The organism is Paraburkholderia sp. GAS348 (assembly GCF_050434205.1).
Lineage (GTDB): Bacteria > Pseudomonadota > Gammaproteobacteria > Burkholderiales > Burkholderiaceae > Paraburkholderia.
In genome coordinates, this window is the sequence record NZ_JBNPVT010000012.1 from 153,920 (window position 1) to 176,661 (window position 22,742).

Consider the following 22,742-nt stretch of genomic DNA (forward strand, 5'->3'; position numbering starts at 1 on the left):
GTTCGGCGTCGGCGTCGGCATTCTCCTTCGACGCATAACGGCCTGCATCATCCACCAACGGAGCAAGACCATGAAAACCATCGGCGTGATCGGCGGAATGAGTTGGGAATCGTCGACCGAGTACTACACGCTCATGAACCGCCACGCCAAGGCGCGCCTCGGCGGCCACCACAATGCCCGCAGCCTGTTGCTGACGGTCGACTTCGCGTCGATCGAGGCCAACCAGCGCGCGGGCGACTGGACCGCGCTCGGCGAACAGATGGCCGACGCCGCCCGTCAGCTCGAACGCGGCGGCGCCGACCTGGTGATACTGGCGACCAACACCATGCATCGCGTGGTTGAATCGATCGAACAGGCGATCGACGTGCCGTTCCTGCACATCGCCGATCCGACCGGTAGCGCGCTGCGCGCGGCGGGAATCGAGCGGGTCGGTTTGCTGGGCACACGCTATACGATGGAGCAGACGTTTTACACGGGACGTTTACACGAGCGCTACGGCCTCGAGACACTGATTCCCGACGAAGCCGAACGCGCGGATGTGCATCGCATCATCTACGACGAGTTGTGCCACGGCAACGTCAATGACGCTTCGCGGGCGGTGTATCAGCGCGTGATCGAAGGACTTGCTGCGCGGGGTGCGCAGGCGGTGATTCTCGGCTGTACGGAAATCACCCTGCTGATCAAGCCGGAAGATTCGGCGCTTCCCGTGTTCGACACGACCGCGTTGCATGCTCAAGCGGCGGTGGAATGGGCGATCGAGTCGGACTGACAGCCGCAGACTGAATGCTAGTGCGCGTGACGCATGCATGAGGAAACAGCAGGCGCCAGAAGTCAAAAAGCCCGCGTAGCTTGCGCTAGCGGGCTTTCAACAATGCTTGGTTGCGGGGGTAGGATTTGAACCTACGACCTTCGGGTTATGAGCCCGACGAGCTGCCAGACTGCTCCACCCCGCGTCAGAGAAAAGCGATTGTATAGGGCCGTTCGCGAGACGTCAAACAATCGGGTGAAATAATTTCAGACGAGGCGCCGCGCGTATTCGCACTCGGGCGCACTCGGGCGCACTCAGGCGCACTCGGGCGCACTCGGGCGGCACGTGAATGCAGCAAGTGATGCCGCAAGTGATGCCGCAAGTGACGCCGCAAATGAGCAGGCACCTCAGAGATCCGCGACGGTCGCGCCTTCTACTTTGCCGTCGATGATGTCCGCGCCGTATTGGCTCGCGCTGCGTTTCGCGACGCCGAAATCGGAAAACGTGGACGGCAGCACGAGACGAAATACGCGGCTTGCCTTCGAGCCGCTGATGGCGCCCGGCCGGCACACGCGGACCGCAACGTCGTAACCTTCGGCATGACGCTTGTGACCGTCGAACTTGTCGAACTGCCGCGAAAACACTAGCGGATGCACTTCGAAGTCCTTATAAAGGGCTGGATAGAGTTGGGCCATGATGCATCCCCGATGCGCGTAAAGGTGATCCCACTATACGCCGCGGCGTGACGGGATCGGGCTTTTATTTTCGACGGACGCCGAGGCAATTTTCACCGTCGCGTGTCTCGCGCGATAAGATGCGGGACTATCGGAATCAACCTGATCCGGCCAACCCGAATCCGGGACGCCAGACGGGGCAGCTAAAGCAAAATAAGGCAAAACCGCGGGGACAGTACCCCACAAAGCCTCGCCCAGCAAGAATGTGAGAATTTCATGAAAATCGCCACCTGGAACGTCAACTCCCTCAAAGTCCGCCTGCAGCACGTCATCGATTGGCTCGAAACCAGCCACACCGATGTGCTGTGCCTGCAGGAACTGAAGCTGACCGACGACAAATTTCCCCGCGCCGAGCTCGAAGAAAAAGGCTACCGGAGCTGGTTCGCCGGCCAGAAGACCTATAACGGCGTCGGCATCCTGGTGCGCAAAGGCCTGAACGTCGACGAAAGCAGCATCGTGCGCAACATCCCGGGTTTTGAAGACCCGCAGCAACGCGTGATCGCCGCAACCATCGAAGGCGTGCGCATCGTCTCCGCGTACTTCCCGAACGGCCAGGCGCCGGGTACCGACAAATTCGCCTACAAGCTGCGCTGGCTCGCCGCACTGCACGATTGGATCGCGAGCGAAATGGCGCCGTATCCGAAGCTCGCGCTGCTCGGCGACTACAACATCGCGCCGGAAGATCGCGACGTGCACGATCCGAAAGCGTGGGAAGGCCAGAATCTGGTGTCGCCCGAAGAGCGTGCCGAATTCGTGCGGCTGATTGAACTCGGTCTCGTCGATGCGTTCCGCCAGTTCGAGCAGCCGGAGAAAATCTACTCGTGGTGGGACTACCGGATGATGGCGTTCCGCCGCAATGCGGGGCTGCGCATCGACCATATTCTGCTGTCGAAAGCCCTTGCCGAAATCTGCTCGTCCTGCGATGTCGACAAGGTGCCGCGCAAGTGGGATCAGCCGTCGGACCACGCACCGGTCGTCGCACAGCTCGGCTGAACGGCGCCGCACGCATGGCCTCAAGCGAGGCCTCAACAACGCCAGAGCGAACCGTCAGTCGCGCCCGCCAGTCGGCCCGTTTCCGAAGCCTACGCCGGGCCGTTCAAACAGCGCCACAGGAACTCGAACACCATCGCATCATGCTCGGCCTGCTCCAGCTCATCGGAGCCGCCGTGGCCTCCTTCCATGTTCTCGCGATACCAGACCCTTTGCACACCCAGCGCCTGCATGCGCGCGGCCATCTTGCGCGCGTGTGCGGGATGCACGCGGTCGTCCGCAGTCGACGTGGTGAACAGCACGGGCGAATACGCCACTTCCGCCCGCACGCGGTGATAGGGCGAATAGGCCGCCAGCACGCGCGCTTCGCCGGGCTCGTCCGGATCGCCGTATTCATCGATCCATGACGCGCCCGCGTGCAGCAGGTGATAGCGGCTCATGTCGAGCAGCGGCACTTCGCACACTACGGCGCCGAACAGTTCGGGCCGCTGCACCATGCACGCCGCGACCAGCAGGCCGCCATTGCTGCCGCCCTGAATGCCGAGTTGCGCGGCGCTGGTCACGCCTGTGCTGATGAGCGCTTGCGCCACCGCGATGAAATCGTCGAACGCGCGCTGCCGATGCTCGCCCTGCGCCGCCGTATGCCACTGCGTGCCGAACTCACCGCCGCCACGAATATGCGCCACCACATACACACCGCCCCGCTCCAGCCAGCCAATGCCCGGCCCGGTCAGATAACTCGGCAGTAACGGAATCGAGAAGCCGCCGTAACCGTTGAGCAGGCAGAGGCGCGTTTGCTCGGGCGCTTGCTCGGGCGTTTGCTCGGGCGTCTGCTCGGACGTCTGCTCGGACGTCTGCTCGGACGTCTGCTCGGACGTCTGCTCGGACGTCTGCTCGGGCGCTTGCTGCACAGTCTGCGCAGTCTGCCCTTGCGCAGCGTGTCGCGCAATCCGCGGTCCGATCACGGTGTACGGCACGCGCGTGCCGTCCGCGGACACCGCATGCCCACGCGTCACCGCGAACGGCGTCGCATCGAACTGAGTCGGCCATCGGTCGAGCAACGCCCAATCGGTCAAGTCGTCCCGGGCAAGATCGGCGAGCCAGTAGGCAGGCGGCTGCAAATAATCGTCGGTATCAACGAACACTTCGTCGTTCAATGTCGGCTCGACAGGTGAGACGTTGGCTTGCACGTCGTCACGCGACGGAAAGAGGCGTTGATGCCAGTGCCAGACTTCATCAGCCGCTTGCGAGGGGATCCACAGCGAGGTCCTGCTCTGCACGTCCTCCAGGTACGACACGATCAGATAATTGCGCGTGTGCGTCCACTCGCAGGCGGAGGTTTGCGATGTCGGCGTGAAAAGCGGCACCACGTCACGCTCGCCACGCAAGAATGCGGCTTCGCGGATCGCCAGCAACGCGCCGCCCGGATAGCGCATACCGTTGCAGTCCCAATCGAGGCGCGGCTCCAGCAGCAGCCAGCCCTGCCAGCCGCCGACCGCGACGTGCGACGGCACGTCGTACTGCTGCCAGGCATTGACGCTATTGGCAACGCTGCCTGCATTTGCCGTGTTAGCCGTGTTAGCCGTGTTAGCTGCGTTAGCTGCGTTAGCTGCCTCAGTTGCCTCAGCTGCCTCAGCTGCCTTAGCTGCCTTAGCTGCCTTAGCTGCCTTAGCTGCCTTAGCTGCCTTAGCAGCATTGCCCGCAACGCCATCCTCCAAAGCGCCATCGGCGCTATCGAGGTAATACGTGTGCGAGTCGAAGAAATCGACGCTGCTCACCACCGTGTGACGTTGCTCGACAGGATCGTAGTGCGCCTCCACGCCGATGTCGCCGAACGCGTCTTTGAAGACCACCGGCGCCTCGGCCAGCGCAGTGCCCCGCGTCCAGCGCCGCACTTCGCGCGGATAGCCGGAGCGCGTCAGCGTCTTGCGACCGTTGTCCCAGCCGACGTACAGCGTATCCCGGTCGATCCACGAAGCCGTGTGCTTGCCGGCCTTCGCAATCACGAAACCGTCGTCGACAAACCGCTGCGCGTCGATGTCGAACTCGCGCACAACCAGCGCATCCGAGCCGCCCGGCGACAGCGTAATCAGCGCGCGATCGCCATCGGGATAGAGAATGTCGAGGTCGGCGCAGACCCATGGCGTGCCTTCGGCCGCACCGAGCGCGTCGAAGTCGAGCAGGTTCTGCCAGACCGGCGCGCCGCTGCGCCAGGCCGCCCACGTCGTGCGCCGCCAGATGCCTTTGGGATTGCGCTCGTCCTGCCACAGATCGTAGGCCCAGTCCTTCCAGCGATCGGGGATGACCGGACGCTCGCGCGGCAGATAAGCGTCCGCAAGCCGCCGTTTGAGCGACTCGAATTCCGCGCTCCTGCACCATGCGGCGCGCGTGCGGGCGTTCTGCGCTTCGACCCACGCGAGCGCGCCGGGGTCGTCGAGCGCCTCGAGCGACAGAAAAGGATCGGGGGAAAGCGGCCAGGAGAAAGGAGCGGGAGAAGCAGGAGAATCGGGCATCGTCAGCTGTCGAATGAAAACAGCGTCGATTATGCCTTGCGTGAGCCCGGGAGCCTTTGACGCACCGTGCCGGAGCGGTTGAAGGCGCCGCCGACGCGGCTTATGGCGCTGTCGAGCAAGCGGTCCAACGGGCGGCCTGATAAGTGCCCTAAGCGAGCGAAAACTGCCGGGGCGGCTGGCAAGCCGCCCCGTTCGCCCCCGCAAACCTCAGGGCTCGAGATTGAGTTCCTGAATTTTGCGCGTAATCGTATTACGGCCAATGCCGAGGCGCTCCGCCGCCTCCACCTTGCGTCCGCGTGTGAAATCCAGCGCCTCGCGAATCACCGCCGCTTCGAAACGGCGCGCGAGTTCGTCCATGACGTCGGCCGCATTCTCACGCAGCATCCGCGCGACTTCGGTGCGCAAGCCGCTTTCCCAGGCGCTCACGGTCGCCGCTGCCGGCATGCCGGCAGCGGCAGCCGGATGCGTGGCCGCGCTGGCGCCGTTGATCGGCGCGCCTCCGGCAAGCCCTGCTTCACCCGTGCCAGTCACGCCACTGCCCCCGCCCGCGAAATCGGTCACGCCAGCTTGCACGGGACCCAGATCGGGCGGCAAGTCCTTGATCTCGATGGTCTGCGCCGGCGCCATCACCGTGAGCCAGTTGGCGAGATTCTCCAGTTGACGCACATTGCCCGGAAACGGCAGCGATGCCAGATGAGCGAGCGCATCTTCGGACACGCGCTTCGGCTCCACGCCCAGATCGCGTGCACTCTTTTGCAGAAAGTGGCGCGTGAGCAGCGGAATGTCTTCGCTGCGCTCGCGCAACGCCGGCAAGCGCAAGCGAATCACATTGAGCCGGTGATACAAGTCCTCGCGGAACAGGCCCTGACGCACGCGCGATTCAAGATTCTGGTGCGTCGCCGCGATCACGCGCACGTTGGCGCGCAATGGATTGTGACCGCCGACACGATAGAACTGGCCGTCCGAGAGCACACGCAACAGGCGTGTCTGCAAATCGAACGGCATGTCGCCGATTTCGTCGAGAAACAGCGTGCCGTTTTCGGCCTGCTCGAAGCGCCCCTGGCGCATGGCCTGCGCACCGGTGAACGCCCCGCGCTCGTGACCGAACAGTTCGGACTCCAGCAGATCCTTCGGAATCGCCGCCGTATTCAGCGCGATGAAGGGACCGTTCGCGCGTGGGCTATGTCGGTGCAACGCACGCGCGACCAGTTCCTTACCGGTGCCTGATTCGCCAGTAATGAGCACGGTGGCCGAGGAATGCGACAGCCGGCCGATCGCGCGAAACATGTCCTGCATCGCCGGCGCCTGGCCGAGCATTTCCGGCGCCTCGGCAACGCGGTCGTCCCACGTCTGTTCGACGCGCATGCTTTCGTCGACCGCGCGGCGGATCAACTCGACCGCCTTGTCGACGTCGAACGGTTTGGCGAGGTATTCGAACGCGCCGCCCTGGAATGCGGCGACCGCGCTATCCAGGTCCGAGAACGCCGTCATGATGATGACGGGCAAGCCCGGCACCTTGTCACGGACGGTTTGCAGCAATTCGAGGCCGGAGCCGCCAGGCATCCTGATGTCGGACACCAGCACCTGAGGGCTGTCGTGATCGAGCGCGGCCGATGCCTCGCGCACGTTCGCGAAGCTGCGTGTCGCGAAGTTTTCGCGAGCGAGCGCTTTTTCGAGCACCCAGCGAATCGATTGATCGTCGTCTACTATCCAGATCGGCTTCATATAGGTCGGTCAGAAGTCTTGAAATACATTCGGTGTTAGCAGTCGAGCGGCAGCAGAATCTGAAACTCGGTATGGCCCGGTCGGCTTTCCACTTCGATCAGCCCGTCGTGTTGTTGCACGAAGGTCTGCGCGAGCGTCAGGCCAAGACCGCTGCCGTCCTCGCGCCCCGACACGAGCGGATAGAAAATGCGGTCACGGATTTCCTCGGGAATGCCTGGGCCGTTGTCAGTGATACGCAAGTCCAGTGCCAGCTTACATAAGCGTTTCGACACGGTGATCTTGCGCGCAACGCGAGTACGCAATTCGATGCGCGCGTCGCCTTGCGAGATGCGTTCACGCAATGCTTCCGCAGCATTGCGCACAATGTTCAGCAGCGCCTGGATCAGTTGCTCCTTGTCGCCGCGCAGGTCCGGCACGCTCACATCGTAATCGCGCTCGATCGTGAGTCCGCGCGGAAACTCCGCGAGAATCACCTGGCGCACGCGCTCGCAGACTTCGTGAATATTCACGTCGCCAACGATATGCGGATGCCGGTGCGGCTCCAGCAAGCGATCGACCAGCGTTTGCAGCCGGTCCGATTCCTTGATGATGACCTGCGTGTACTCGCGCAATTCGTCGCGCTGACGCTCGCCGAGTTCGAACTCGAGCAGTTGCGCCGCGCCGCGAATCCCGCCGAGCGGGTTCTTGATCTCGTGCGCGAGATTGCGGATCAGTTGTTTGTTGACCGACGTGAGGTCATTGATGCGCTCCTCGCGGTCAGACCGTAAATGCCGCTCATTCTCGAACAGTTCGAGCAGCACGTAGTCTTGCGCGCTCTCCAGAAAGCCGACGATCGCATGCACATGCAGCGGCTCGTGGCCCGGGCGCTCGAGTACGGCGTCCAGATGCGTCGCGTGAAAACGGTGAGCGGCGATCGCGGAGATGGTCGCGACAAGTTCGTCGGCGTTCGAGAAGATGTCCTGCCATGCCATCTGCCTCAGTTGCTTGCGCGACAGATCAAGCATCGATTCCGCCGACGGGTTCGCAAACACCACGCGCAGCGTGCGCTTTTCGAGCACCAGCACAACCGTCGGCAATGCCTCGAAGCCCGGCAGCAAACCGGAACTCACCAGCTGAGCGTCGTCCGACAGCGTCTGCTCGTGTCCTTTCCTTGCCTTCATCAAATTCTTCAGAACCATCTTGCAGTGTGGCCGATAGGAGATGGTGATCAATCAGGTGTAGCGCTTATTGCCCTGCTTGTTGTGCTAACTACTGTCCGGCTTCATTGCCCCTACGCCGCAAACCTTGCGCGTCATTGCGCGCCGAATCATTCGGGTCTAACAAAAAAGGGACGGCGCCGCCGTCCCTTCGTGACCGATCGCGAGCGTCGGGCAAAGCGCTTCGCCGTTTGAAGGGCGAAGCGCCATTGCCGCTTACAGCGAGTAGTACATTTCGAATTCGATCGGGTGCACCGACTGACGATAGCGTTGCAGCTCGCCCGTCTTCAGTTCGATGTACGCGTCGAGCATCGAATCCGTGAACACGCCACCGCGCGTCAGGAACTCGCGGTCCGCGTCGAGTGCGTCCAGCGCCTGGTCGAGGCCGGCACACACGGTCGGGATCTTTGCATCCTCTTCCGGCGGCAGGTCGTACAGGTTCTTGTCGGCCGCTTCGCCCGGGTGAATCTTGTTCTGCACGCCGTCCAGACCCGCCATCATCAGCGCGGAGAAGCACAGGTACGGATTCGCCATCGGATCCGGGAAGCGCGTTTCGATACGGCGGCCCTTCGGGTTCGACACGTGCGGAATGCGGATCGATGCCGAACGGTTGCGAGCCGAGTAAGCCAGCTTCACCGGTGCTTCGAAGTGCGGCACGAGGCGCTTGTACGAGTTCGTCGACGGGTTCGTGATTGCGTTCAGCGCGCGAGCATGCTTGATGATGCCGCCGATGTAGAACAGCGCGAATTCCGACAGACCTGCGTAACCGTTGCCCGCGAACAGGTTCGTGCCGTCTTTCCAGATCGACTGGTGAACGTGCATGCCCGAACCGTTATCGCCGACCACCGGCTTCGGCATGAACGTTGCCGTCTTGCCGTACGTGTGCGCGACGTTCTGGATGATGTACTTCATTTGCTGTAGCCAGTCGGCGCGTTGCACCAGCGTCGAGAATTTCGTGCCGATTTCGTTCTGGCCCTGGCCCGCGACTTCGTGGTGATGCACTTCGACCGGGATGCCGATCTGTTCGAGCAACAGACACATTTCCGAACGGATGTCCTGGAACGTGTCGACCGGCGCGACCGGGAAGTAGCCGCCCTTCGTGCCCGGACGGTGGCCGGTGTTGCCGCCTTCGAAGTCCATCGCCGAGGACCACGGTGCTTCTTCCGAACCGATCTTGACGAACGTGCCCGACTGGTCCGTGCCCCACTTGACCGAGTCGAAAATGAAGAATTCAGGTTCCGGACCGAAGAAGGCCGTGTCGCCGAGGCCCGTGCTCTTCAGATACGCTTCAGCGCGCTTCGCGAGCGAACGCGGGTCGCGTTCGTAGCCCTTGCCGTCAGCCGGTTCGACGACGTCGCAGGTCAGGACGAGGGTCGACTCTTCGTAGAACGGGTCGATGAAGGCGGTGTTCGCGTCCGGGACCAGCAGCATGTCCGATGCTTCGATGCCCTTCCAGCCGGCAATCGACGAACCGTCAAACGCATGGCCGCTTTCGAACTTGTCTTCATCGAATGCCGACACCGGCACCGAAACGTGTTGCTCTTTGCCGCGCGTGTCGGTGAAGCGGAAGTCGACAAACTTGACGTCTTCGTCTTTGACGAGTTGAACGACGTCGGCCACGGATTTACTCATAACCTATCTCCTGATTAACGAATTCGGCGGGTTCAGCCGCCGCCCAATCTAGCTGACCCGCCCCGGCGCGTCCACCCCTCTATCGCTGAGGACGAACATAAAAGCCTGCTGGAACAAATCGATCGACATCAATAAAGCAGCTTCCATGCCACGTATGCGCCAACCCGACGCAAAACGACACTGCGCGCGCGTTTGCGGGGAACGGACGCACCGAACCGCATGCAGCCCCGAAAACTTTGAGCCCCATCACGCACCGATTAAGTGCGCCCACAAAATCAACAACGACTACCGCCTCCATTTTGGTGCATTTGTAAAAATATGCACCATCATTGAGCGCGCATCCTCCCGCTTCGCACGGACGGGATGCCGTCTCTGAACCGCATCCGCACCACACGCTGCGCGCTAGAATGATCATTTGGTCCGAAGGAGGTTTGCGCTCATGAGCACGCTCGAACAGTTGTACGCCCAGGCGGACAAGCGCCGCACCGAGAACCAGTTGCCCTACGCGGGCGCGGTATCGCCCGCCGAGGCGTTCGAACTGCTGCAACTCGATCCGCGCACGCGTCTCGTCGACGTGCGCACCCGCGCCGAACTCGACTGGGTCGGCCGGCCGGTTATCGGCGACGGGCAATACGTGCATGTGGAATGGACGCGCTATCCGGGCGCCGTGCCGAACCAGGAATTCCTTCAGCAACTGAGCCATGCGGCCTCGCCCGATACGCCGGTGCTGTTTTTGTGCCGCAGCGCCGCGCGCTCGAAGCTCGCCGCGATCGCCGCCACCCAGGCGGGCTACGACAAGGCGTATGACCTGCTGGAAGGCTTCGAAGGCGACAAGGACGCCCAGGGGCATCGGAAGACGGTGTCGGGCTGGTGCTTTCGCGGATTGCCGTGGATCGGCGCCTGAATGCTGAGCGCTTGCCCGATCGTTGCAGCTCGCCCCACGCAGGCTGCGGGCGATGGATTGCAGTTAGACGCATCGTCGGCGCTGCGTGTGACAGGCCGATGATGCATTGAGTCTTGAGTTAGGCACGGGCACGGGCACGGGCGCGAGCGCGCCCAAACAACGTTTGGCGGGTGCGGAGAATCATCCGCGGCTCAAGCGCGGCTCAAGCGCGCGGTTTAGCCGCAGCCGCCTCGGGCTCGACAATGTCGCCGCCCAGCAGATGCACGCCTTCGCGCAGCTTCACGAAGGCCGCCGCCACCGCTTCCGGCTCGCCCTTCACACCCAGATCGATATGATGCCGCGCATACACGCCGCCGCGCGCCGCATCGCCCACGCTCGGCAGGCTGAACACGCGCACACCCGGAAAATCGTGTTCGATTTTTTCCATCAACGGCGTAACGCGCGACTCCGGAAGCTCGAAGACCAGCAATGACTTTTCCGCGTGCGGTATCGCGTGATGCAGGTGCGCGTACTGGGTGTCCAGCACCCATTCGATCATCGGCCACGCCATCACCGGGAAACCCGGCACGAAGTAATGCTGCTTGATCGAGAAGCCCGGAATCTTGTTGTAGCCGTTGGGAACGATCGATGCGCCCCGCGGATACGTGCCCATATTCAGACGATGCCGGTTCTCAGGCGCGTCCAGATCGAGCGGCGTAGCCGAGTTCGCCGGATACATATCGCGGATGCGCTCCTGAATCAGCTTAGCGGCCTCCGGATGCAGTTCGAGCGGCACGCCGAGCGCGGCGGCCGCGCACTGACGGGTGTGGTCGTCCGGCGTGGCGCCGATGCCACCCGTGGAAAACACGATGTCGCCCGACGCGAACGTGCGTCGCAGCGTTGCCGTGATGCGCTCCGGCTCGTCGCCGACGTATTCCGCCCAGCCGAGCGACAGCCCGCGCGCGCCCAGCAACTCGATGACCTTCGGCAGATGCTTGTCGACGCGTCTGCCCGACAGGATTTCGTCGCCGATGATGATGACGCCAAATGCCATTGCCGCCTCTTTCATTTAATCAGTAGGGAACCGGCGCCGCGTGCCGCGGGCCGTGCTCTTCCGCGCGCATGCGTTGCAGCGCGCGCAGACAGTAGTAGCCGAACCACAGCGCCGAGAACACGAGGATGAACGCGTAGATCCAGATGGTCACCGCGGTGATCACCGGGAACAGCACGATCAACCAGACCGACGACGCCCACAACAGCGTAGGCAGCGATCCCAGCAGTCCGCTCGCGATGCCGATCAACAACAGCGGCAACCTGAAACGCCGCACCAGCGCGCGGCGCTCGTCACGCGTGGCATGCAGCGCCAGCGCGTCGTAACTCATCACGCGATAGGTCAGCCAGCCCCACAGGAGCGGCGGAATCAGCGCGAAGAACGGCGGCACCAGCCAGAGCGGCAACGTGACAATCAGCAGCACGAGACAGACCAGCGTGGTCCACAACGCCTGACCGAGACTACCGTACCACGTTCCGCCGTGGCGCATTTCGAGGCCCGCGAATTGCCGCACCGACAGAAAGCGGATCACCGCCGGCATCGACAGCGTGGCGATCAAGAGCAACACCGTGACGACGATCAACGGAATCGCCATCGCAATCACAATGAACGGCGCGATCGCCGCGTGCAGCGCCGAAAAGCCGAGCCAGTCGAACAGACGATAAAGCGTGAGCGTGAACAACCAGCTTTCGAGCCACGTGCGGGTGGCGCCGATCAGCGTCTGCCAGGAAAACCACAGGATCACGCCCCACCCGACCGTTGCCGCCAGAAACGGCAGGAAGGTCAGCCAGAGCATGCGCGGGTGGAGCGCGCTTGCGAGCGCGCGTCCGAACGAGCGCAACAGATCATTCATGCGAGCCAGTGCCAGTGAACGAAACGATGGAATAAGGGAAGCGGCGCGACAAACCGGCCAAAAGTGCGGCGGACGGATCGGAATACTGACCGGAATGCCGAACAGAAAGCTAACCAGGGTCGTGCGTGCAAACGTGGACAGGATAAACCACGTGACGCGCCGCCGGGAAAACCGGCGGCGTGAGCGGAAGAATGCTTAAACCGGGGCGGCGTCGCAGCCCTCGGTGCGACGCTTCGGCGAAAGCCGCCCGGCGATGCGCACGAAGGCGAGCCAGTGCTGCGCCCAGAAACCGTCACCGTAGCGCCGGCCTTCGAGTTGGTCACGGATACCGGTCGGCTCCATCTCCCGGCTCCATGACACGCTCCGAAACAGCATGTCCCACCAGGGGAACAACACCCCGAAATTGCAACCGTACTTCAGGCCTTCATGGCCGTAGCCGATCGCATGGTGACGGCGGTGGAAAGTCGGACTGACCAGCAGGCGCTCGCCGAGCCAGCCGAAGTACAGACGAATGTTCGCGTGCTGCACGCTCTGCGCCAGGTTCGTGATCGCCACCAGCACGACGAATTGCGACGGCGGCACGCCGATCACCAGTGCGATCGCTGCGAAAAACGAAGCCTGCAACAAACTGTCGAGCAGGTGGTTACGGTCGTCGGACCACAGTGACATCTGCTGCTGACTGTGATGCACCGCGTGCAGCTCCCACCACACGCCGAACCGATGCTCCCAGCGGTGATACCAGTAACCGGCGAAATCGAGTACCAGCAAATACATCGCGAACGTGACGAGGGGCTGCGTGGTGACACCCGGCCACAGATTGTCGAAGTCGATACTCGCGATGTTGTGCAGCCGCAGCCACGCCTGCACGTTGTCGAAGAACGGCTGCAGCGCGAAAAAGAAAAACAGGTTGAGGATGCCGAGCTTGGCGATCCATGTGTAGATCACGTCGACGCGCACTGCCTTGCGGTTTCCCCACTGCTCCACCGGGCGCAGCGCCTCGAGCGGGCGCAGGATCGCGTACATCGCCAGCACCTCGAAGACGCCGACGATCACCCAATAAAGGCTATCGTAAGTGTCTTCGTCGTAGTCCATCAGATCGAAGCGGAACAGCAGCGGCTGCACCACGTCGACGTACAGCAGCGTCTGCACCGCTGAGACGGCGCTGCCGAGAGAAGAAAAAATCAGATGGAACATCGTGCCGGCCTGTTACTCCATTCCTGGCGGTTCGCTGATGACAGCGTCAAGCGCCGTTCGGCGCCGTGACCGGCGCGCGATTGAGGAAATAGATACCGTGCGGCGAACGGCCGACGGCAATCGTCTGGATCAGCTTACGCGTGTTCAGGTCGATGATGCCGACGTGCTTCGCGAAGCGGAAAGTCACCCATAGATAGCGTTTGTCGGCGGAAAGTTCCATGTCGTCCGGGCCCGGCATCAGGCCGGTGATGTCGCCCACGTTGGTGAGCGTGTCTTCGTCGATGATGCTGATCGTGCTCGCGACGCGGTTCGACACCGCCACATGCTTGCCGTCAGCCAGCGAGCGGAAGTTATGCGCGCCCTTGCCGGTCTGGATTGTCTTGACGATTTTCTGATTGCGCCAGTCGACCACCGCGACGTAATCCGCCCCGGTCATGCCGATCAGCAGGTACTTTTCGCCCGGCGTCATCCACAGCCCGGCCGGCACCTTACCGACCTTCATCTTCCACTTGACGGTTTGCGTGGCCAGATCGATAGCGGCCAGCTCGCCCGACACCTGCAGCGTGACGAAAACCGTCTTGCTGTCATTGGTGAACGCCATGTGGCTCGGCATCACCGCGAGCGGCAGACGCGAGGCCAGCGTCATCTGGTTCTTCTGGCTGTCGTAGTGATAGATGTCGAGGCGGTCCAGACGCAGCCCGGTGGTGACGAGCCACTTTCGGTCGGGCGAGAAACCGATCTGATACGGATCCTCGATGTTCTCGACCCAGCGCTGAACCTGGCCCGACTTCGGATCGACGAACATCAGATTGTTCGACACCGAGTTGGCGACGATCAGCGACGAATTGTCCGGCGTGGCCATCAAGTGATGCGGTTCTTTACCTGTTGGCACCGTGCCGACGACCTGGTGAGTGGCCTCGTCGATCAGGCTCAGCGTGGCTTCGCCGGAATTGAGCACGATCACGTTGTTGGCGTGGGCCGCCGGAGAAAAAAAGCCTGCGGCGGCGACCAGCGCCGCGCCTGCGGCGAACGTGGCAGTCCAGCCGGGAAGAAAAAATTTACGCATGAAAACTCACTTCGGAGAACAGCCGACATTGTAGAACGTTTGCTGTGACCAGCGGTTGACGTGGATGCGGGTGCGACGCGCGGAAAAGTGCAAACCGGGCGGGATGTCGGTACGACGCTGTCAGCTAATTCCGCTGCACTACCAACGTAACGTCGGTTTCGCGTAAGAAAAACTTCCGTCCGATTTTCACAATGCAACTCTTTTCAATCAAAACAAAAAATTATTACATTCTCACGTTTTTAAACAAAACATAAGACAAACAAAGATAATTCTTTATATTTCCTAGCTCTATGCATTTATATTTCAATTAATCAAAATAGATTACATTCAATTATTTATTTTCAACCGTTTAGGAATTGGCTTATTCCCTCTCTGCCGTGCCACGCCTGACAATCCCGCCGTTCATCGCCCATGCACTTAATCCTGTGGACTTAAGGGCGTGACGCAGGCGATTCGGACGCGCGAAAAATTCAGCAGGACACAGAAAACGGACGACGGGGAAAACCGCGGTCTATATGTTCTTATTTGTGCGCGAAATACCAGGGCGATGACGCCTGATTCGAGTCGCCGCGCTTTCACGTGCAGTCCACGCACGCAATAACCGCGGAGTTTCTGAAAAAAATGAACAAGATCTACAAATCGGTTTGGTGTGAAGCGACGGGCACGTGGGTGGCTACGTCGGAAACGACTCGGTCGAAGACGAAACGCGGGACGTCGCGGAAGCTGGCTATGGCGCAAGTCGTGCTGGCGGGGGCGGCGTTGGTGGGGAGCGTTTCGGCTGCCTACGCGGATCCGGCGTCGGCCAATCATTATTTCAGCGTCAGCGGACTAGCCGATGGGTCAGACGACGCCCTTGCGGTCGATGGCATGAACTCCATCGCCGCCGGCCCTACAGCCACAGCCGCCGCCCTCGATTCGATAGCGATTGGCAACTCAGCTCGTGCGTTGAACAGCGAAACCATTGCGCTCGGCACTAACACTGCAGCGACCGGAGCCAGTTCGGTGGCAGTCGGGTTCCAGAGTAAAGCCGCGGCAGCCAACAGCGTCGCGTTTGGCGAGAACGCATTCGTTACAAAGACCGCTACCGACAGCGTCGCCATAGGTTCGGCCGCTACGGCGACCGCAGTCAATAGCGTTGCATTAGGCGCAAAGTCCACCACGACTGCCGACCTAACCGCATCGGGCGAAAAATTCGGCGCCGCCGATTCAGACATCGCTGGCCTTACGGCTCATGGCGAGGTGTCGGTCGGCTCGGCGAGCAATGAACGGCGCCTGACCAACGTCGCCGCTGGCGCAGCGGACACCGACGCCGTCAACGTGAGCCAACTCAAAGCCGTCGACAACAAAATCGCAACGGCCACGGCAAATAGCGTCCAGTACGACACAACGCCTGCCGACAAGAGCAGCGTGACGCTCGCCGGTCCGGCATCAACGGACGGCGGCGTAACCGGCGGCACAACGATAACGAACGTGCATCAAGGCACGGTTTCCGCCACCAGCACCGACGCTGTGAATGGCGCGCAACTCTACTCTATCGCTGGCGACACCAGCAGCAACTACATCCAGGAAAACGGTAGCGGCGTCAAATACGTCCGCACGAACGACAGCACCCTGACGCCGGGCGACGCCCACGCAACAGCATCCGGCGCTTCGGCCGTGGGCTACAACGCGCAAGCGAACGGCGTGAATTCGGTTGCAATCGGCTACCAGGGCATTGCATCGGCGGCTGGCGCCGTCGCCGTCGGCGCTGGGTCGTGGGCGCAAAGCGAGAACTCTGTCGCGATGGGGGCCGATTCTCAGGCAATCGGATCGCAGGCCGGCGCGTTCGGCACCAACGCATATGCGTTCGGCGCAGGCAGCGTGGCGCTCGGCGCGAATGCCGCCGCAAATAGCGACAACAGCGTGGCGCTAGGCCAAGACTCAGTGGCCGATCGGACAAATGCGGTGTCCGTTGGATCGAGCGCAATGCAACGCCAGATCACCAACGTCGCAGACGGCACCGCGGGCACCGACGCCGTCAACGTGCGCCAGTTGCAAGCCGCCATCACCGCAGCGACGGCCGGCGAGATGCGCTACTTCCAGGCCAACGGCGCCAACGACGGCACCGACGACGCAGCCGCGACCGGTCTTCGCGCCGTCGCGATGGGTCCCGCCGCCAGCGCCTCCGGCACGAACGCCTTTGCTGGCGGCAATGCTGCGTATGCCAGCGGCGACAACAGCGTCGCCATCGGCAATCAGGCCGAGGCAAACGGCGACGGATCGGTGGCCATCGGCGCGAAGGCAGTCGCCGGCCACGATCCGCTGTCGACAGGTGGCGAGAACATCGCAGGCGCCACCGCGATCGGCGCAAGCGCGCAAGCCCTCGCCACGAACGCGACTGCGCTGGGCAACATGGCCGCCGTTACCGCAGATAACGCCGTCGCGCTCGGCCAAGGCTCGATTGCCGATCGCGCCAATACCGTTTCGGTGGGTTCCGTCAATAGCGAGCGCCAGATCACCAACGTCGCCGCCGGCACCGCCGACACTGATGCGGTCAACGTCGCCCAGTTGAAAGAGGCCAGCGCGCAGACCGCCGCCAAGCTCGACGGCGCCGTCATGTACGACACCAACGCCGACGGCAGCGTCAACAAGAACAGCGTGACGCTCGGCGGCGATGCAGCCAGCGGTGGCACGGTCATCCACAACGTCGGCGAAGGCGTGGATCCGACCGACGCCGTCAACCTCGGCCAACTGAACGCGGCAATCAGCAGCGCTGTCCAGAACATCACCGTGAATCCGAACGTGCCGTTCTTCAGCGCCGACGGCAACACCGACACGGAAGCTGCGCAGGCATCGGGCACGCATTCGGTCGCCATGGGCGCCAACGCCAATGCCACCGGCACGAACGCAATTGCCATGGGCGCGAATTCAATCGCAAGCGGCAACAACGCTACCGCGCTCGGTGCCGCGGCAAACGCCAGCGCCGACAACTCGGTGGCATTGGGTCAAGGCTCGGTCGCGGATCGCGCGAACACCGTATCGGTCGGCGCGGCAGGTCAGGAGCGTCAGATCACCAACGTCGCAGCCGGCGTGCAAGGCACGGACGCGGTCAACGTCAATCAGTTGCAGCAGAGCATGAGCGGCGCAGTCGGCCAGGCTAACAGCTACACCGACGACAAGATCCGCTCGGCCCGTCGCGATTCGTACGGCGGCACGGCATCGGCGCTGGCGGCAGCCGGCTTGCCGCAAGCGGTCTTGCCGGGTCACGGCATGGTGGCGATTGCGGGCGGCAAGTATGGCGGCCAGTCGGCAATGGCCATCGGCGTGTCGCAGCTGTCGGAAACCGGCAAGTGGGTCTACAAGGTGCAAGGCACGACCGACTCACGCGGTCAGTTCGGCGCGTCGGTCGGCGCAGGCATGCACTGGTAAAACTTCGGCAAGAAGCGTGACCGGCTCGATCCGAGCCAGTCACATCGAAGTCAATCGCGTTGCTGTACCAGCAGCGAGCAGGCGTGAGCCCGGAAGCGCTCGCGCCCTTTGCGCGTGGCGTCATTCTCAAAAGGAATGGCGTCGCGCGTTTTTTTTGCGCGACGCCATGTGAAGAACCACATCGGCTAACACTACGCGAGCGGCGCGGGCACCTGCAGCGCCCCAACCACCCGCCGCTCAGCGCTGCATCGATTCCCAGACCTTGTAGAGACGCTTCACCGATACCGGCATGGGCGTACGCAACTCCTGCGCGAACAGCGAAATGCGCAGCTCCTCGAGCAACCAGCGGAATTCCGACAGGCGCGTGTCCAGCACGCCACCACGTTGCGCGAGCGCACGCTGGTAGTTCTGCAACAGCGGATGGAATTCGGCGAACTGCCGTGCGTCGCGTGCGGAGTCCGCCTTCAGCTTGTCGATGCGCAACGCAATCCCCTTCAGATAGCGCGGAAAATGCGCCAGCTGCGTATAGGGCGTATCGACCACGAAGCGTTTGCCGATCAGCTGATCGAGTTGATTCTGCATGTCCGCATGCGCAGCGGCGAACGCCTTCGCCTGCGCCAGCTTTTTCGTCACCGTCGCGTATTCGCTGAGAATCTGCCCCACCAGCCGGGCGATTTCCTGGGCCAACAACGTCAGCCGGCTGCGCCCTTCGTCGCGACGCGTATGGAAACTGACGTCATCGGCCGGCAGCGGGTCTTGCAGGCAGGCGCGGTCGAGCGCGGTGTCGATCAGTTGATCGCGCAGTTCCTCCTGGGTCCCGCGCGGCATGAACTGCATGGCCATTTCACGCAGACCCGGCAGATTCTTCTCCAGATACTTGATCGGCTCCTTCAGCTGCAACGCGAACAACCGGCGCAACCCCGCGCGATGGATGCGCGCGGCTTCGTCCGGTGAATCGAATACCTCGACGTCGCAATGCGTGCCGCGATCCACCAGCGCCGGATAGCCGAACAACGTCTGCCCGCCACGGCGAATTTCGAGCAACTCGGGGAGCTTGCCGAAATTCCATGTCGTCAGCCTTTCGTACAGTGCGGTGCCTTGCGCGCCGTCTTGCGCCGCGGCAAGCGGACCGGGCGCAGCGCCACCCTTGCCTCGTGACGCCGCACCGCTCGCCGCGCCGGCTGTTCCGCTCGCTTGCGCGCCCGCGGCCACGCCGCCACCGCCGCCCGCATCCGCCAACGCCGCCCCGGCCGCACCGGACGCAATCTTCTGAAAATGCTGCTGCGCCTGGCCGCCGAGTTCAGCGCGCAGCTGCGACAGGTTGCGGCCCATCGCGAGTTGCCGGCCATGCTCGTCGATGACCTTGAAGTTCATGAACAGATGCGGCGTCAGCGTCTCGAGCTTGAAGTCCGATTGCTTCATCGCGACCTGGGTCTGCTCGCGAATGTCCGCAATCAGCGATTCGAGCAACCCGCCCGCGCCGAAGCGCGGACCACCCTGCCGCTCGACGAAACCCGCCGCGAACTCGGGCAGCGGCACGCAATGGCGCCGCAACTTCTGCGGCAACGATTTCAGCAAAAGTTGCGTTTTCTCTTTCAGCATGCCGGGCACGAGCCATTCGCAGCGTCGCGCGTCGACCTGATTCAACGCATACAGCGGCACCGCGAGCGTCACGCCGTCACGCGGGGAACCGGGCTCGAAGTGATACGTGAGCGCCATCTCGACGCCCGCCATCGTCATCCGCTTCGGGAACAGGTCGGTCGTGACGCCGGCTGCTTCGTGCCGCATCAGATCGTCACGCGACAGATACAACAGACGCAGCTTCTCTTCCGGCTGACCGCTCTTTTTCACTTCGTCGCGATACCAGCGCTCGAACGACGCACCAGTGTAAATACCTTGCGGCAACGCCTGATCGTAAAAGCCGAAAATCAGCTCGTCGTCGACCAGCACGTCCTGGCGGCGCGACTTGTGTTCCAGTTGCTCGATATCGGCGAGCAGCTTGCGGTTGTGCGCGAAGAACGCGAGCTTCGTATCGAATTCGCCTTCCACCAACGCGCCGCGAATGAACAGCTCGCGCGCCCGCGCCGGGTCCTGTTTGCCAAAGCTCACGCGGCGCCGGTGATAGATCGGCAAGCCGTACAGCATCGCGCGCTCGAACGCCGACACCTGCGCCGCGCGCTTTTCCCAATGCGGCTCGGACAACGACTTTTTCAGCAAATGCTCGCCGATCTTCTCGATCCATTCCGGCTCGATCTTCGCGATGCAGCGTGCGTAAAGACGGCTCGTCTCGACCAGTTCCGCGGCCATCACCCACTTCCCGGCCTTCTTCACCAGCGCCGAGCCAGGCCAGAGGTAGAACTTGATGCTGCGCGCGCCGAGGAAATACGGTTCGTCGTCGGCTTTCAGGCCGATGTTGCCGAGCAGGCCAGTCAACAACGCGAGGTGAATCTGCTCGAAGGTCGCCTCGGCCTCGTTCAGACGCCAGCCGTGTTCGCGCACCACCGTCAGCAGTTGCGAGTGCACGTCGCGCCATTCGCGCAGGCGCAGTTGCGACAGGAAGTTTTTGCGGCACTCGTCCTGCAATTGCCGGTTCGACTTCTTGTGCGCGATCGCTTCTTCGAACCAGTTCCAGATCTTCAGCCATTGCAGGAACTCGGAACGCTCGTCGGCGAACCGGCGATGCGCCTGGTCGGCCTGCTCCTGCGCTTCGATCGGCCGGTCGCGCGGGTCCTGCACCGACAATGCGCTGGCAATGATCAGCACTTCCTTCAACGCCTGCTGATCGCGCGCGGCAAGAATCATCCGGCCGACGCGCGGATCGAGCGGCAAGCGCGCGAGTTCGCGGCCGAGCGGTGTGAGCTGGTTGTCGTCGTCAACGGCGCCCAGTTCGTTGAGCAATTGATAACCGTCGGCGATGGCGCGGCCCGGCGGCGGCTCGATGAACGGGAAGGTTTCGATCGCCGTCAGATGCAGCGACTTCATGCGCAAAATCACCGACGCCAGCGACGAACGCAAAATCTCCGGATCGGTGAAGCGCACGCGGCCCTGGTAGTCGCTTTCCTCATACAAACGGATACACACGCCATCGGCGACGCGGCCGCAGCGCCCTGCCCGCTGATTGGCGGCGGCCTGCGAGATCGACTCGACCTGCAACTGCTCGACCTTGTTGCGATACGAGTAGCGCTTCACGCGCGCCAAGCCCGTATCGACCACATAGCGAATTCCCGGCACGGTCAGCGAGGTTTCGGCGACGTTGGTCGCGAGTACGATGCGGCGCGCGTTCGAGGTGCGGAACACGCGTTCCTGTTCGGCCGCGGACAAACGCGCGAACAGCGGCAAAATTTCCGTATGCGGCGGATGGTGCTTGCGCAGCGCTTCGGCGGCATCGCGAATCTCGCGCTCGCCGGGCAGGAACACCAGCACGTCGCCGGGGCCTTCGCGGCACAGTTCGTCGACTGCGTCGACGATCGCTTCCATCAGATCGCGATCCGTTTCGCGCTGGGTCTTCGGCCTTTCACGCGAAGACGATGCGGAAGACCCCTCCGCCGCCTTCACTGCCGGGCTGTCCTCCGCGACCGGCCGATAGCGCACCTCGACCGGATAGAGACGCCCGCTCACTTCGATCACCGGCGCGGGTTTGTCGTCGCTGCCGAAATGGCGTGCGAAGCGATCCGCGTCGATCGTCGCCGAGGTCACGATCAGCTTCAGATCGGGGCGCTTGACGAGGATTTCTTTCAGATAACCCAGCAGAAAATCGATGTTCAGGCTGCGCTCGTGCGCTTCGTCGATGATCAGCGTGTCGTAGGCTTTGAGCAGCGGATCGGTCTGCGTTTCGGCGAGCAGAATGCCGTCGGTCATCAACTTGACCGACGCGCCCGGCGAAAGATTGTCGGTAAACCGCACCTTGTAGCCGACCACTTCGCCGAACGGCGTGCCGAGTTCTTCGGCGATCCGGCGGCCCGTCGCCGATGCCGCAATCCGGCGCGGCTGCGTGTGGCCGATCAGGCCGGTGCCGCCCGCGCCGAGACCGCGCCCGAGTTCGAGGCAGATTTTCGGCAGCTGGGTCGTTTTACCGGAGCCAGTCTCGCCGCAGACGATCACGACCTGATTCTGCGAGATGGCGCGCGCAATCTCCTCGCGGCGGCCCGAGACCGGCAGCGCTTCAGGGAAAGTAATCGGCGGAATCGGATTTGGCTCGACGACGCGCTGAACGCGCGGCGAACGGGGCTCGCGACGGGGCTGGCCGTTTTGAGCATCGCCTGCTTGCGGCGATTTTTGCGCGGGTGCACCGCTTTGCTGATTGGCACGTCCGTCGCCACGCTTCGGCTGATTTGGAGCCCGCGTGTTTTCGGACTGCGCGCGCCGTTCATCGCCCTGCTGCTGGCGTTGGCCGCGAAGCGCGCTCTGCCCGCGTCCATCGTCGCGGCGCGCGGGCTTCTCCACGCCGCCGGAAGTCGGCTGGCTGCGCGCAGCGTCGCCCTGTGGGGTGGGCTTCCGCCCTTCATGCGCAGCTTTCGGCGCCTGCGCGCCCGCTTCGCGGCGCGCGCCCTGTGGCTGGTTTTTTTTCTGTGCGGACACGCGCGCGTCATCCGCGGAGCGCAGGGACTCACGCGCGGCCGGTGGCGTGTTGCGGTTAGCGTCCTGCGCATTGCGGCGCTGCGCGTCGCCGGCGTTCGCCTGATCGGCGGCCGGCGCCGCATTCTCGTTCGCCGTAGCGGGACTTTTGGGTACATTCGACATGGGGGCGCA

The 22,742-nt window shown here is 62.8% G+C and carries 14 protein-coding genes and 1 tRNA gene; 4 read left to right on the forward strand and 11 right to left on the reverse strand.

The window, feature by feature from the left end:
* Positions 1-70 precede the first annotated feature (70 nt).
* Complete coding sequence (locus P3T22_RS20870; RefSeq protein ID WP_429325980.1) at positions 71-769, forward strand: aspartate/glutamate racemase family protein; 699 nt, start codon at positions 71-73, stop codon at positions 767-769.
* A gap of 107 nt (positions 770-876) precedes the next feature.
* Here P3T22_RS20870 and P3T22_RS20875 read toward each other — a convergent pair.
* Positions 877-953: transfer RNA gene (locus P3T22_RS20875), tRNA-Met, on the reverse strand.
* A 202-nt stretch (positions 954-1,155) separates the two neighbouring features.
* Positions 1,156-1,443: a hypothetical protein gene (locus P3T22_RS20880; RefSeq protein ID WP_063496652.1), complete on the reverse strand. Its 288-nt coding sequence runs from the start codon at positions 1,441-1,443 to the stop codon at positions 1,156-1,158.
* Positions 1,444-1,698: 255 nt separating this feature from the next.
* Here P3T22_RS20880 and xth point away from each other — a divergent pair, with 255 nt between their 5' ends.
* Positions 1,699-2,475, forward strand: a complete 777-nt coding sequence (gene xth, locus P3T22_RS20885) for an exodeoxyribonuclease III (RefSeq protein WP_063496653.1) — start codon at positions 1,699-1,701, stop codon at positions 2,473-2,475.
* Between the two features lie 89 nt (positions 2,476-2,564).
* Here the strand turns inward: xth and P3T22_RS20890 are convergent, their stop codons facing one another.
* From P3T22_RS20890 to glnA, 4 genes are all read right to left on the reverse strand, one after another.
* Positions 2,565-4,985: a prolyl oligopeptidase family serine peptidase gene (locus tag P3T22_RS20890; RefSeq protein ID WP_429325981.1), complete on the reverse strand. Its 2,421-nt coding sequence runs from the start codon at positions 4,983-4,985 to the stop codon at positions 2,565-2,567.
* Between the two features lie 207 nt (positions 4,986-5,192).
* Entirely contained in the window at positions 5,193-6,710 is a 1,518-nt protein-coding gene (ntrC, locus tag P3T22_RS20895; protein WP_429325982.1) for a nitrogen regulation protein NR(I), read from the reverse strand.
* 35 nt (positions 6,711-6,745) lie between these two features.
* Complete coding sequence (gene glnL, locus P3T22_RS20900; RefSeq protein WP_063496655.1) at positions 6,746-7,888, reverse strand: nitrogen regulation protein NR(II); 1,143 nt, start codon at positions 7,886-7,888, stop codon at positions 6,746-6,748.
* Positions 7,889-8,122: 234 nt separating this feature from the next.
* Complete coding sequence (gene glnA / locus P3T22_RS20905) at positions 8,123-9,538, reverse strand: type I glutamate--ammonia ligase (RefSeq protein WP_063496656.1); 1,416 nt, start codon at positions 9,536-9,538, stop codon at positions 8,123-8,125.
* 439 nt (positions 9,539-9,977) lie between these two features.
* Between glnA and P3T22_RS20910 the strand changes: the two genes are divergently transcribed.
* Positions 9,978-10,442: a rhodanese-like domain-containing protein gene (locus tag P3T22_RS20910; protein WP_063496657.1), complete on the forward strand. Its 465-nt coding sequence runs from the start codon at positions 9,978-9,980 to the stop codon at positions 10,440-10,442.
* Positions 10,443-10,644: 202 nt separating this feature from the next.
* Here the strand turns inward: P3T22_RS20910 and P3T22_RS20915 are convergent, their stop codons facing one another.
* The 4 genes from P3T22_RS20915 to P3T22_RS20930 all read right to left on the reverse strand — a co-directional run bounded on the left by P3T22_RS20915 (position 10,645) and on the right by P3T22_RS20930 (position 14,585).
* A complete protein-coding gene (locus tag P3T22_RS20915) occupies positions 10,645-11,475 on the reverse strand; it encodes a competence/damage-inducible protein A (RefSeq protein WP_063496658.1) in 831 nt (276 codons plus the stop codon).
* Between the two features lie 19 nt (positions 11,476-11,494).
* Entirely contained in the window at positions 11,495-12,325 is an 831-nt protein-coding gene (locus P3T22_RS20920) for an EI24 domain-containing protein (RefSeq protein ID WP_429325983.1), read from the reverse strand.
* 195 nt (positions 12,326-12,520) lie between these two features.
* Positions 12,521-13,519 carry a sterol desaturase family protein gene (locus P3T22_RS20925; RefSeq protein WP_063496660.1) on the reverse strand — a complete coding sequence of 333 codons (999 nt, stop codon included), beginning with the start codon at positions 13,517-13,519 and terminating at the stop codon, positions 12,521-12,523.
* 46 nt (positions 13,520-13,565) lie between these two features.
* Complete coding sequence (locus P3T22_RS20930; RefSeq protein WP_063496661.1) at positions 13,566-14,585, reverse strand: beta-propeller fold lactonase family protein; 1,020 nt, start codon at positions 14,583-14,585, stop codon at positions 13,566-13,568.
* 621 nt (positions 14,586-15,206) lie between these two features.
* On the opposite strand from P3T22_RS20930, the gene P3T22_RS20935 reads away from it, so the two are divergent.
* Positions 15,207-17,993, forward strand: a complete 2,787-nt coding sequence (locus P3T22_RS20935) for a YadA-like family protein (protein WP_429325984.1) — start codon at positions 15,207-15,209, stop codon at positions 17,991-17,993.
* A 237-nt stretch (positions 17,994-18,230) separates the two neighbouring features.
* Here P3T22_RS20935 and hrpA read toward each other — a convergent pair whose 3' ends face one another.
* Complete coding sequence (gene hrpA, locus P3T22_RS20940; protein WP_429325985.1) at positions 18,231-22,733, reverse strand: ATP-dependent RNA helicase HrpA; 4,503 nt, start codon at positions 22,731-22,733, stop codon at positions 18,231-18,233.
* Positions 22,734-22,742 lie beyond the last annotated feature (9 nt).